This window comes from Rhizobium sp. TRM96647 (assembly GCF_025780115.1).
Lineage (GTDB): Bacteria > Pseudomonadota > Alphaproteobacteria > Rhizobiales > Rhizobiaceae > Mycoplana.
The window spans coordinates 1-12,693 of sequence record NZ_JAOXHF010000021.1 but is presented as its reverse complement, the minus strand read 5'-3'; the positions used below and the strand labels follow the sequence as shown (position 1 = coordinate 12,693).

General features: G+C 57.1%; 12 protein-coding genes and 1 pseudogene. 11 read left to right on the top strand and 2 right to left on the bottom strand.

All coding sequences use genetic code 11. The features are described 5' to 3' along the window. Positions 1 to 63 precede the first annotated feature (63 nt). The 7 genes and pseudogenes from OCK02_RS26305 to tnpC all read left to right on the top strand — a co-directional run bounded on the left by OCK02_RS26305 (position 64) and on the right by tnpC (position 5,607). Positions 64 to 315, top strand: coding sequence for a DUF982 domain-containing protein (locus tag OCK02_RS26305; RefSeq protein ID WP_412178922.1), 252 nt, complete (start codon positions 64 to 66; stop codon positions 313 to 315). Positions 316 to 1,023: 708 nt separating this feature from the next. Then, the gene (locus tag OCK02_RS24510; RefSeq protein WP_263815311.1) at positions 1,024 to 1,287 is read left to right on the top strand and encodes a DUF982 domain-containing protein; all 264 of its coding nucleotides are present in this window, start codon (positions 1,024 to 1,026) and stop codon (positions 1,285 to 1,287) included. Between the two features lie 386 nt (positions 1,288 to 1,673). After that, entirely contained in the window at positions 1,674 to 1,958 is a 285-nt protein-coding gene (locus tag OCK02_RS24505; protein ID WP_263815310.1) for a hypothetical protein, read from the top strand. 79 nt (positions 1,959 to 2,037) lie between these two features. Further along, the gene (locus OCK02_RS24500; protein WP_263815309.1) at positions 2,038 to 3,147 is read left to right on the top strand and encodes an AI-2E family transporter; all 1,110 of its coding nucleotides are present in this window, start codon (positions 2,038 to 2,040) and stop codon (positions 3,145 to 3,147) included. Positions 3,148 to 3,300: 153 nt separating this feature from the next. Next, positions 3,301 to 3,687: an IS66-like element accessory protein TnpA gene (gene tnpA, locus OCK02_RS24495; RefSeq protein ID WP_263815308.1), complete on the top strand. Its 387-nt coding sequence runs from the start codon at positions 3,301 to 3,303 to the stop codon at positions 3,685 to 3,687. Then, positions 3,684 to 4,036, top strand: a pseudogene (gene tnpB, locus OCK02_RS24490) (IS66 family insertion sequence element accessory protein TnpB). The gene tnpA and the pseudogene tnpB overlap by 4 nt, the downstream one beginning before the upstream one ends. A 68-nt stretch (positions 4,037 to 4,104) precedes the next feature. Then, positions 4,105 to 5,607 carry an IS66 family transposase gene (gene tnpC / locus OCK02_RS24485; protein ID WP_263815307.1) on the top strand — a complete coding sequence of 501 codons (1,503 nt, stop codon included), beginning with the start codon at positions 4,105 to 4,107 and terminating at the stop codon, positions 5,605 to 5,607. Between the two features lie 28 nt (positions 5,608 to 5,635). Here the strand turns inward: tnpC and OCK02_RS24480 are convergent, their stop codons facing one another. Continuing rightward, positions 5,636 to 6,532 (bottom strand): DMT family transporter, encoded by an 897-nt coding sequence (locus tag OCK02_RS24480; protein ID WP_263815306.1) that lies wholly within the window; start codon positions 6,530 to 6,532, stop codon positions 5,636 to 5,638. A 158-nt stretch (positions 6,533 to 6,690) separates the two neighbouring features. Between OCK02_RS24480 and OCK02_RS24475 the strand changes: the two genes are divergently transcribed. Both OCK02_RS24475 and OCK02_RS24470 read left to right on the top strand, forming a co-directional pair. After that, on the top strand, positions 6,691 to 7,578 hold the full coding sequence (locus tag OCK02_RS24475) for a LysR family transcriptional regulator (protein WP_263815305.1): 888 nt from the start codon (positions 6,691 to 6,693) through the stop codon (positions 7,576 to 7,578). A gap of 598 nt (positions 7,579 to 8,176) precedes the next feature. Then, positions 8,177 to 8,386 carry a hypothetical protein gene (locus tag OCK02_RS24470; RefSeq protein ID WP_263815304.1) on the top strand — a complete coding sequence of 70 codons (210 nt, stop codon included), beginning with the start codon at positions 8,177 to 8,179 and terminating at the stop codon, positions 8,384 to 8,386. Between the two features lie 823 nt (positions 8,387 to 9,209). Here OCK02_RS24470 and OCK02_RS24465 read toward each other — a convergent pair. Further along, positions 9,210 to 9,773 (bottom strand): sigma-70 family RNA polymerase sigma factor, encoded by a 564-nt coding sequence (locus OCK02_RS24465; protein ID WP_263815303.1) that lies wholly within the window; start codon positions 9,771 to 9,773, stop codon positions 9,210 to 9,212. A gap of 247 nt (positions 9,774 to 10,020) precedes the next feature. Between OCK02_RS24465 and OCK02_RS24460 the strand changes: the two genes are divergently transcribed. Both OCK02_RS24460 and OCK02_RS24450 read left to right on the top strand, forming a co-directional pair. Further along, complete coding sequence (locus OCK02_RS24460) at positions 10,021 to 10,674, top strand: DUF6766 family protein (protein WP_263815302.1); 654 nt, start codon at positions 10,021 to 10,023, stop codon at positions 10,672 to 10,674. 1,081 nt (positions 10,675 to 11,755) lie between these two features. Next, a partial coding sequence (locus tag OCK02_RS24450; RefSeq protein ID WP_263815301.1) for a DNA topoisomerase IB occupies positions 11,756 to 12,693 on the top strand: 938 nt, incomplete at its 3' end.

Genomic DNA, 12,693 nt, shown 5'->3' with positions numbered 1-12,693 from the left:
GGCGTGCTCCGGGAACTATTCTGTTTTTCAGATGTTTCTCCACCGAGGGGTGGAGCTACAAAGATGGACGACCCCAGATATTGGACAAAGTACGTGGAACTGGAACTTGGCGGTCCCGGTCGTTTTCTACGCGTCAGAAGCACCCGGGATGCTCTCGCGTGCTTGGAGCATTGGCCACCTGAGAGAGGGGCCGCCTACTCCGAAGCCGTGCGCGTCTGCCGCGCCGTCCTCACGCGTGGAGTGCCGCGGAAGGTAGCGCGCGATGCCTTCATATATGCAGCCAGAGAGGCCGGCATTCAAATTCGCCAGCGTTAAAAGAGCCGCCGTCGTTACGCTCTGCAACCAACAGACTGGCGGCAGCGCACGGCGTGTGGGCCAAGCCAACGCCCTCCTGCAGCAGCGCGCCGGAAGAAACCGTGCAGATGTTGGTTGCTCAGCCAGCCTCGAAACGCCTTCCTGCCCATGATGTTTAACATCCGGCCAGAATCGCCCACGAAAATGACGAAGCCGCCACTGGACCGCAGCAAGGGTCCTAAGGGTTGGTTCTCCCCTTGAGCATCGCCCAGTCAAGGGTAGCAGGTCTCCGCAGTGCGCATTACCGTGGGAAGATATCCGGGTAGCCGACCACCCCGTCGGCATGTCAATGGGCATGTCGCCTGAAACTGGCAACCAGAATCGACCGCATAGCCACTGGACTATGCCCCCCTCGCGAGTAGAGGCGGATAAGTGCTCGTCCAAGTGAACGGGCATGCTCACTTTCAAACGGAAAGCCACAGTCACGGCGGCAATCGTCGAATACTGACTCGAGAGTATTCAATTCCCTGGGGCTGAGCGTCCCGGAAAGGTCGCCACCTGGGAATGTCGGGTAGCCTGCAGCGTCGTAGTGCATGACAATTGTCCTCTTGTGTTCCTTTCCAACGACGTCCGACGATGTATGTTCCCCGATAAATGCTTGCTCCCAGCACCGTGTGGAACACCCGCTCCCCTATTGCGTTTCATCCCGGCGACTGTGGGAGAACTCAGATGTCGAAATGGAAGATGCCGGTGGACCTAATGCTCGACGGCACCAATCACCAGACGGTGCACGGGCCCTATGCCGCAGCGATGCTTCTCATGATCTCTTGGCCTGCAGGAGACGCTCCAGAGCGCGAGCGAGCCGAGCGAATGTGCCTTGAGGCCGTCGAGGGACGGATTGAAGTAGAGGACGCGCGAAAGGCCTTTCTCGCAGCGGTTGACGAGGCAGGCCTCACGATCGGCAGTTCGAACGGTAATTCGGCTGCCGCTTAAGCCAGAAATCCGCTCTTGCGGTTGAACGCGAGAACACACCGCATGGTACTGACCTGAGCCCCTTGTTCCCTTTAGTTTTCGGGGATCAGAGCATCTGTCAGTTTCATCCGGCCAAAAGTCCCAAACTCACCGAGCGAACAACTGGGTTTTGGAAACCGCAAAAGTTGAAGGCACCGCTTAAGAGTAGAAACTTTTGCTCGACCGCGGCCGAAAGTAACGAATTCAGACGTAATGAATGCCCCCCGGATCCCTGAGGCAGCCGTCTCATTCGACCCGCGTAGTTCAGATACGCCGGCGGGTAGGTCTAATAGGAATTTTCAGCAAGAGTGTCCTCGCAATGGAACCTTTGGGCGCCTCCGACGGTTCTTGGCAAATTGGAGATGCACATGACGCCCGATCTCATGGCCTTGGAAGGCAGGATAAACGCACATAGAAGGCTTTTGGTCTCGCTTGTTGCCCTTCTAAAGACCGCACCAGAGGCGCAGGATGTTTTGCGGCGCTTGCAGGTGGAACAAGAAACCCATCGCGATCACGAAGAAGATCCGGGCATCGAGCCTGACGAGACCTACGCGGTGCAACGAATCGCAGCCGAGGAAGTCATGAATATAATCGGAGCCGGGATGACAAGAAACGCTTCTGTAAAAGGGAGGAACAGGCAGGCGCACAAGTGAGCAAGTTATTGCCTGGCTGCATGGATCCACGTCCCGAACCCTGGCCGCGACCGGGGAGGAACCTTTTGAAGGAGGGGACATGCTCATTCAGCGTATCGCCTTCTTCGCCATCCTGGCGCTCGTCACTATTGCTTTCATCGCGATCACTTTACCGTTCTACTCGGCAATACTCTGGGCCGCCATTTTTGCAATCGTGTTCTTCCCGCTCCACAACCGAATTGAAACGATTCTTCGCGGGCACCAAAATATTGCGGCGGGGATTTCTGTCCTGACATGCCTCTGCCTCGTGATTGCCCCGAGTCTCATGGTCTTGACCTTACTATTGCAGCAGGGGAGTGAGCTTTATCAGCACATGGAGAGCGGCGACGTTAACATCACCGATGCCCTCCATAGGTTCCATGACATCCTCCCCAATTTCATCCAGAAGCGCACAGCCGAGATAGATCTTCAATGGCTAGGCCATCTGCGCGAGCGCTTTTCGCCGGCCCTTGTCGAAGGCGGCAGTTTCTTTGCCGCCCGAGCCCTTAGCTTCGGCCAATCGACACTAGAGTTCGTCCTCGCCTTCGGCGTCATGCTGTACCTCCTATTCTTTCTCTTTCGGGATGGTCGGGCGCTGGCACGTACGATCCGACTTGCCATCCCGCTTAGCGAGGATCACACTCGCCAGTTCGCCTCGAAATTCACCTCCGTCGTGCGCGCCACCATTCGAGGCAACGTAATTGTTGCGATCGTCCAGGGCTCGATCGGAGGCGTTGCGTTCTGGGCGCTTGGCCTTAGGTCGGCCATGCTTCTGGGCGTAGGGATGAGTATCCTGTCATTGATGCCCGTCGTCGGCGCGGCGATCATCTGGATTCCCGCTGCAGCCTACCTGGCTCTTTCTGGAATGTGGGGGAAGGCGGTCACTCTGACCCTGATCGGCGTATTCGTAATTGGCGTAGTAGACAATCTGCTGCGCCCGCCTCTTGTGGGCCAAGAAACAAGACTACCCGATTATGTCGTACTGCTTTCGACGGTCGGTGGAATCGCACTAGTCGGTATAAATGGCTTTGTGATCGGCCCACTCGTAGCGGCTCTCTTCCTCGCTGCCTGGTCGATCTTCATGGCGGAACGGCGTCTTCCGGATGATGAGCCGGCATCCGAAAAGCGTGGCATTGCTGAAGCACCTCTCTGTTCTCGCAATGACAATTGATCGCAACACTCGCTCCGTTACGCAGTCTGCGACACGCGGCCGGATCGTACGAGGCTCAGTGCGTTTGTACGTAACCGGTGTTCCGCCCCCACGTTGTCCTCGCCGCCCTGATCTGTGATCGGCTTTCCATGGACGAGCAACGGGAGTTTCTCCATGGAGAGTACATTGGAGGTTCTCACGACCAGGAAGTCTGGACGTGAGCCGCATCGACATTGGCCGGACGAGGTCAAGGCGCAGATCGTTTCTGAGAGCCTTCGGCCAGGTGCCTTGGTCAATGAAGTTGCAGAGCGACACGGCCTGAAGCCGAACCACCTGTCGACTTGGCGTACGATGGCACGTCAGGGCAAACTGGTTCTGCCAGCACCCGAAGATGCCGTAGAGTTCGCAGCGGTGATTGTCGAACGACCCGTCGCGGAGCCGCCCGTCAAAAAGTCCAACCGCCCTGAGATCATCGTCGGCGCTGTTACGATCCGTTTGGAAGAAGGCGCATCTGCCGCCCGGATCGCCGCTGTCGCGCGTGCTTGCGCGGTTACGGCATGATCTTTCCATCGAACCGTGTGCGGATCATGGTGGCGACCAAGCCCGTCGACCCCGCAAAGGCCATGATGGATTGGCAGCTTTAGTCAAGAACGAGCTACATAAGGACCCGTTTACGGGGACGGTGTTCGTATTCCGGTCACGCAAGGCGGATCGCCTGAAGCTGATCTACTGGGATGGCAGCGGTCTAGTGATGGCCTACAAGCGACTGGAGGAGCATACGTTCACTTGGCCAGATATCCGCGACGGGCTGATGACCCTTGGGCATGCTCAGTTCGAGGCGCTGTTTGCCGGGCTCGACTGGCGGCGAGTCCGCTCCGTTGAGGCAAGAGCGCCAGCGGCAATCGAGTAGGTGCGTCACGATGACTCGGTTCGCAAATTCCGGCGGTGGGACGACACGTAATTTGATAGACTTTCTCCATGTTGGACGCGGTCGATCTTCCAGACGATATTGCTGCCCTGAAGGCGATGCTGATCGCGTCGCAGGTTCGTGAAGTTCGTAAGGATGAGCGGATCGAACGGCTGGAGAAGTTGGTCGCTGCTTTTAAGCAGGCACCCGAGCAATTCGATCTTGCATTGGAGGACCTGGAAACAGCCATAGCGGCGATCCATGCCGAAGACGAGGACAGCACTCCGGGTAAGCCGCAGCCAAAACCACGGGCAGCCAATCGCGGCTCACTTCCCGCCCATCTTCCTCATGTCGAAGAGATCATCGAGCCGGAAAGCCTGATCTGCAACTGTGGCGGCCGCCTGCATTGCATCGGGGAGGACGTGTCCGAGCGACTCGATATCATCCCGGCACAGTTCCGCGTCATCGTCACCCGTCGTCCCAAACATGCCTGCCGTGCCTGCACCGATGGCGTATCTCAGGCTCCAGCCCCCGCTCGATTGATCCAGGCCGGGTTGCCGACAGAGGCGACCATCGCGCATGTGCTGGTCTCCAAGTACGCTGATCATCTGCCGCTGTACCGACAGGCCCAGATCATGAACCGCCAGGGTCTCGATCTTGACCGTTCGACGCTTGCCGATTGGGTCGGCAGGGCGGCCTTCGAACTTCGTCCGGTCTTCGACGCTCTGATCACCGATTTGAAGCGCTCGACCAAGCTGTTCATGGATGAGACCCGTGCGCCGGTGCTCGATCTCGGCTCCCGCAAAACTAAGACCGGATACTTCTGGGCGCTTGCCCGTGATGACCGACCTTGGCTCGGAGGAGCGCCGCCGGGCGTCGCCTTTACCTATGCTCCTGGTCGCAGTGGGCACCATGCCGAACGGATATTGCAAGAGTTCACAGGCGTCCTTCAGGTCGACGGCTACACGGGATATAACCGCTTGATCGCACCGGACCGCACCTGTCCCTACATCCGACTAGCATATTGCTGGGCGCATGCCCGGCGTAAGCTGGTCGAGATCACCCGGAACGGATCAGCGCCGATTGCCGAGGAAGGCGTGACGCGGATCGGCGAACTGTATCGCATCGAAGCAGAGCTGCGCGGTCTCGATGCCGACGCCCGCCTTGCTGGGAGGAAGGCACGGTCAGCGCCATTGGTCGCGGACCTGCGGACCTGGCTCACGCATCATCGTGCCCGCGTCGCTGGCAAGTCGCCGCTCGGCGAAGCACTCTCGTATATCTCCCAATACTGGGATGGGCTCTGCGTCTACTTGACCGACGGTCGCATCGAGATCGACAACAACACGGTCGAGCGGACCATCAGGCCGATTGCGTTGAACCGAAAGAATGCTCTCTTCGCTGGACACGAGGCCGGAGCGGAGAACTGGGCCACCATCGCCTCGTTGATCGAAACCTGTAAGCTAAATACCGTCGATCCGCTTGCCTATCTGTGCAGCACACTCACCGCCATCGTCAACGGCCACAAGCAGAGCCGGATCGATGAACTGCTTCCTTGGAATCATCCGGTCGCATAACGGTTTGTAGCCGCCGTTTGCGCAGTGCTCAGCCCCGTGAAGTCATCCATACGCCAACCAAGGTAACCGCCAGCCCGGCGAACATTGCAAGGGTCAGAGGCTCCGAGAACAACATCCAGGCCCATATCATTGTCACGGGTGGGCTGAGGTAGATGGCAGCGCTCACCTTGGCAACCGGGAACAGCCGAAGACTGGTATAGTAGACCGCATAGGCTAGAAACGTTGCGATCACGACCAGCCACACCATCCCGATTGCAAAGTCTCGGGTCATTGGCGGGGCAAGACTACCTTGCGTTAATGCGCACAGCCCGAAGAGAACCGAACCTATCAACGTCTGGATACAAAGGCTCTGATGGACCGGCATGTGCTCCGTCTTGCGTCTCCTGTGCAGGACCGAGGCGACGGCGAACACCAGCATCGAACCGACTGTTAGACCGTATGCCCAGATCGGAGCGGTGCCGAAACTGAGGTTGTCGAAGGATACGATCAAGACGCCGACGACTGCAATCGCGGTGCCTATCCATTGCCTTGCCGTTAGTCGTTCACGAAGGACGGGCTGGGAAAGGGCGGCGATGGCGAGCGGAAGAAGATCGGCGATCAGGGCAACCAAGCCGGTTGGCACCTTTTGCTCTATGGCAAGCGCGAAACCTCCCAGATAAAGGAAGACCGCCATGATGCCGAATAGCGCCTGATCCCTGACCGCACGCATCGATATCCGTGGACCGATGGCCAACGCAAAAGGCAGAAGGATCAGTCCTGAAAGCAAAGTCCGCCAGAAGAGCAGAAGCATGACGCTCGCCTCCTGGTTGGCATATCGAATACCGACAAACCCGGAACTCCATCCGATGATGAGAAGCGTGGCAAGCAATGGCCATAACAGCGGATGGCGTCTGGCAGAGACGGAAGGTAGCGAGGTGTCGGTCATTGGGGCTCTATCGCGAGGAACACAATCTAGCGGTATGGGGAAAGCGTCGAAATCGCACATGACAAATATCGATGCACGCATGACATTCCTTAAATCCCTGTCATGAGCTGCGAGGTTCGTGATAAGTTCGTTCCACCGACAATTAGACGGATATGGCCATGAACGAACTGAACAGTCGCCGCCTCGAAATCGACGCTCTGCGGGCGCTTTCTGCAATCCGCCAACACGGCGGCATTACCAAAGCAGCCGCCGCACTCGGTCTTTCGCAGTCAGCGGTGAGCCATAAAATCAAAAGGCTCGAAGTTAGCCTCGACTGTGAGCTGCTCGGACGGAAATCGGGAGGACCGATGTTCACGGCTGCTGGCGAAGACCTGCTGGACTACGCTGGCCGCATCCTTGGACTGCACGACGAGGCGCTGATAAGTCTGTCCAAGACACCGCTCGCCGGAAGACTTCTACTGGGCCTCACCGAAGACACGGCATGCACTGATCTCGCTCGCGTCTTTGGCCGCTTCAAGCGGCTTCATCCAAACGTTGCGGTCCGAACCAAGGTCCGCATGAGCTTGGTTCTCCGCGTTATGATGGAGCGCGGAGAACTTGATGCTGCAATCGTCCAGGTCTTCAGCCACGAGGTGCGTCCTAACGACGTAGTCCTTTACAGAGAAGGCCTTCACTGGGTGAAGCATCCAGAGTTGCTGATACGGCAGGATGAACCGATACCCTTTTTGTCGTTCGACGATGAATGCTTCTATCGACAATGGGCTCTCGACATCGGCCAGGAGAACACGGTTCTCGAAACCGTGTTTGAATGCTCAAGCGCTGCTGGGATCGTGGCCGCCGTCAACGCGACGATGGGCGTTGCGTTGCTGAGTGACCGCCACATCCGGGGAGAAATGCAGATAATGACCGACCGTCTGCCTCTGCCTCCGTCCTTGGCATACGTTATCCGGAGGGCTCGCAAATCGAGAAATCCAGCACTCGACAGCTTGGTCAGAGAAATTGAGACGGACATAGGTCGTCACGGAGGATTGGCACTGGCTGGCTGACACGACCACGTCGACTATGATTTATATTTGCCGCCCTCATCGACGCCGAGATTCAAGGCACTGAAACTCAAATCTTAGTCAAGGTGCGAGCGCACCACCGGTTACGTTTGTACGGCGAACGCGCTTCGGTATCCGTCAACGGAGCGCCTGCGGTTGATCTGCCTGCCGTGGGGGAGGGGGGGCGGCGCCGCGTTGTCTCCCCTGTCGGTTGAGCGCGCCACTTCTGGAATTTCGTTTGTATTTCGGTCAACGTCACTTGCACAAGTCCGAGTAGAAGGACACATGCAAACATATTAAAATCATCGTTTTGGCGCGGAAATTCTAAGTATCACGAGAAAATCGGCCAACTTAAGAACTCACGGAAATATCCTTCGCAAAACTGTGGTGCAAAATCGGTGTTCAGCCACCAATCTATGCGACGAACCGGAAGACCGTTGGCCTAAGAGAAAAGTTCGGCGCATTGCCGCTTGGCGTTCACGATCTGATCTGTCTTGGCGTTGGGTTAGCGGGTTAGCGGGAAAGCCGCGCGATGTCTGATTGGGAACTTCGATGGCGGTTCCCCGTTGAGATCTCTACTCAACATGTAAAGGAGAAAGATATGGGCTACTCGCTCAAGGATCTGGACGCCGAGGAAATCGTGTGGCTTCGCCGACTGGCTGATGGTCGCGTTCACGTTCTCCCGACGGCGATGGCCGAGCGTCTCCAATCTCTCGGCATCGCAATCCAGGATTCTCCCGATGTGGCAGAGGATGAGGGCCTCGGCACCAGGATTAATGATGACGGATTGAGGCTGCTCGCGGAAGACTAAGGGAAAACACCAATCTGGCAGCCGGCCATTCGCGCAACCATTGCCGCTGAGTGTCATTCTGCTTCACAAACAGAAGGCAGCCAACGATATCCTCGACAACCACAGTCCAAAAGCAACATTCAATGCAGAAACAGGTCGCGAAAGCTGACCGTCACGGCAAGCCGAAGAAGATCGGGAAGCCATGCAAGCCGGCGGACGAATATACCCGGTTCCACCGCCTACCTGAAGTGCATCAACAGAAGCCCGGATCGGAGCGGCCCTTCCGTCGCAACCTATGCGCTATACTCCGTTCAATCTGGTATCCGGGAAGCTCCCGTACAGGTGCCGCTGATCACCGGTGGTGACCCCGTCGTCGGTCGCTCCGGGGCTACCCTGAATGCAAGGCAAGGCGCGAATATTGCAATCACTCATTTGGGCGAAGGCGAGGATGCGGAACTTACTCAGAAGACGGTGGAGAATGAAGGCAGAAAATGTGTGTAATGAAGGGCGAGGTCAAGGATGCCAAGCTTTTGCAGGCGAGCGGTTGAGTCCTGTTCGGGCTCTGGGGCCACTCGTCGTGTTGGTCAACCATGCAGCCTTTCAACTGCGTACCATCGACATGATGATGTTTTGGACGAGCATTCCGACGAGACACTAAAGAAAATTTCTATGGGTATTTCGAGATGGCGAAGGCCGCTGTGCCGCATATGGACAATGGTGCCGCGATCATAAATATCGGGTCCGTGACCGGCTCAAGGGGTCTAAAGCACTGCAACCGATTGGTGCGGCAAGAACGCCATTGTGATGCCTTCGCCGACCTTGGATTGCGTCCTCCGTCCCGATCTCAGCCCTCGATCTTCCAGTTGAACTTCGGGTGGGACCTGCGGCGAGCTGGAACGACGCCATCATTTGCCCGTTTGGGAGCTCCCATCTCGATCGCAGGTCTCTGGCGCGCGCGATTGAGGCGGCTTTTGACAGTTCCGATAGCGCAGCCCAAGTGGATCGCCGCCTCGTCATAGGCCATTCCATCGATGGTCACGAGGGCGATGACCTCTTGGCCTTGCCGACTGATGCGACCTATCGCTTCCTCTAGTTCGCGGCCGATAACGTGCCACTCCTGGTCCGGCGCAGTCGGTCTGGAGTTGGTGCTATCCTCATCCATGCCAACTTGCTCCCGCTTTGCGAACCTGAGATTTGTCAAGAAAGTGTTGCGCATGATGAAAAGCCAGGACTTCAGGTGCGTACCTGACTGGTACTGGTTCACGTTAGAGAGGGCCTTGAGCAGTGTGTCCTGGACGAGATCGTCTGCATCGCTAGAGGTGCGGGCGAAGGTGCGGCTGAATCGTCTCAATGCCGGTATGAGAATGGTGATTTCTGTTACCGTCTGATCCTGTTGGGGACTACGCATAACCGATCCTCTTCATCAGGAAATGTGCCTTACCGCCTTTGGTTCCGCTCTGCGGGACAATTGAGAACGTTGGCAACCCGATGGGAACATGATTCGGTCCCCGGGGTTTTCTGCTATCGAAAGAGGAATGAATCGGGAAACGTGCAAAGCCGATTGCCATCGCGGGCTGGGAACCGGCACTCGGCACGGCTGGCGCGCAAGAAATCCACGGATCCCAACAGCGAACCATGCGAGGTGGAGAAAGATCATGCGGGCATTTCGCGACAACAGCCTGACGATCATTCTGGTTGCGGCAACCTTATTGGCGACCTTAGGTATGTCGATGGCCGGATGGTTCGCGTCCCGCGCGGAAATTGCAGAGCACGGCGCACAGCAATTGTCGTACGCCAACTATCTCGGATCTGGTCATTTCCTATCCGCGCTCTTCGAGAACTGGGAAAGCGAGTTCTTACAGATGGCCACCTATGTGTGCTTGACAGCCTATTTCTTCCAGCGTGGCTCGGCGGAATCCAGGGACCCAGACAGCCGGCATCCCAGCGACGAGGACCCGTCTTTCTCCGACCACAAGGATGCACCGTGGCCGGTGCAAAAAGGCGGCGTCATTCTGGCACTTTACTCCTATTCCCTTGGGATCGCATTCTTATTCCTGTTCTGCTTATCCTTCGCCCTGCACCTTTGGCAAAGCGCAGGCGAGGCGAACACGGAAGCTCTTCGGCACGGTAGAACGCCAATTGCCGTTGCGGAGCACCTCCTCAGCGCCCAGTTCTGGTTCGAATCTTTACAGAACTGGCAGTCCGAGTTTCTGTCGACAGCACTCGTAGTCGTTTTCTCTATCTTCCTCAGATATCGCGGATCGCCTGAGTCGAAACCCGTCGCGGCGCCGCATAGGCAGACCGGCTAACGCGTGGATCAGTTCGGCGCTGCACACATTGCCGCGACATATGGCAACGAGAATCCGAATTCGCGCCTGAGGCGGCGCGAATTCGTTGGCGGCTTAATTGCCGGCATGATATCCGGACATGACCCGAACAACGGAAGAAAGTGCAACGCTAACGAGCCGTAAAAAACGGCCGTCGTCCAATGCTCCACCTATGCGGCGCCAAGCGTATTCCGCCCATCAGGCCTTCCTTGGTGCGCTGCCCAATCGCGATCGCTTCAGATCAGCAAGATCACCAGCAGTACGAACAGCACAGCAATTCCGAATACCGATAGCTCCACAAACCCATCATACACAGCGATATCCTCGGTGGGCGATATCGCTTAACGCCGTCATATAATTGAGGTTCCGAAACTCGGTAAAGAATATTGGCCTATGGGAACCGAAGGCGGTCGCGAACTGAAAACGCAAAAGGGGCCGGGGGAACGGCGCTCAACGCTCATTCTGACAAGTCGCGATCCGTCCTCCTCTACAAGGCTGGCGCCATCGATCGCCATACCTAGTTCTCGCCCGTACCGAACGACATCGGGATTGCGTCTAACGAACAAGTATTCCTTTCAAGCGAGGAAAGATCCACCACGAGGGTGCAAACGGAGTAGGTGCGATCCGGACACGTTTGTGGCGCCTGACCGGTTCGGCTGCCGCGATCTGAGACGCTCGGCAAACGCCGGATCGGTCATGCCCGGCATCACCCTGGGCCGGGACGATCGATGAATCGTGCCTGCGCGCGCCTCAGCCTTGAAGCGTTCGACCCAGCGCGACAAGATCTTCGCCGACGCAACGGCGTCAGACGCTAAGGTGCCTTTGCGATGGCTCCGCCTCTCAGCCATTGCCGGAGATCTCCGTGCGGCTGCAAAGCGCGTTGTCTCAATTGCTTCAGCATCTGTGGAATTCAATGCGCCTCTCACGTCGAATCTGCGAAAGAATCACTTGGATACGTTGGAGCCGGCGATGTGTGGCAATCATGGTATCTCGCGCACTCGAACTACCAAGGAACTCGCTCCTTGAAATCGCGTTGAAGCAGTAGGAGATGCATCCAGTCGCTATGACCCCATCAAAACTCATTTACATATCTGGGCTTAGTGCCGGCATTTCGCGAAAGCAGGGGCGGCGGCGCTTTCTCTACTATGGAGAGGACGGTCGTCGCATAGTGGACAACGCAGAGATCGCGCGTCTCGATGGTTTGGCGATACCGCCCGCTTATGCCGACGTTGTCATCTCCCCCAGTGCCGATACACATATTCAGGCGGTTGGCCGCGATGCACGCGGACGCAAACAGTATCTTTACCATCCCGACTGGCGATCAGAGAAAGAGCGCGCAAAATTTGACCAACTTGCCGATTTCGGCAGGCGTCTTCCCGATCTCCGAGAGCGGGTTGATGCGGATCTGCGCCTGCGGCACCTGACGATGGACAAGGCGTTGGCCGTTGTCGTTTGGATGTTGGACAACCTGTTCATCAGGGTGGGAAACGCCAGTTATGCTGAGGAAAATGGCTCATTTGGGCTTACTACGCTTCGCAATCGTCATGTCAAAATTGAAGGAAGCAGCGTTCGCTTTCGCTTTGTCGGCAAGTCGGGAAAGCAATGGAATCTTGTCCATTCAGACAGACGCATAGCCAGCGCAGTTCGCAAACTGCAGGAACTGCCGGGTCAGCAACTTTTCCAGTACATATGCGACAATGGCGACTGTCGTCCGATATCATCGCAAGACGTGAATGCCTACATTCGCGATGTCGCTGGCGGCGAGTTCAGTTCGCGTCAGTTTCGGACTTGGGGAGCCACCTGCCTGGCAGCATCCGCATTGGCCTCTGTCGAGGTGGCTGATTCAGAAAGAGCCATTGCGATTCAACTCAATGAAGCAATCGATGGAGTGGCCCATAGACTTGTAAATACGCGTTCCGTCTGTGATGATGTCCCAGGGAGTGGTGTAGCTTCGGCGCTCGCCGTGCCTTCCGGACAGAGCCGGGAATGGGTCAGCCCGCC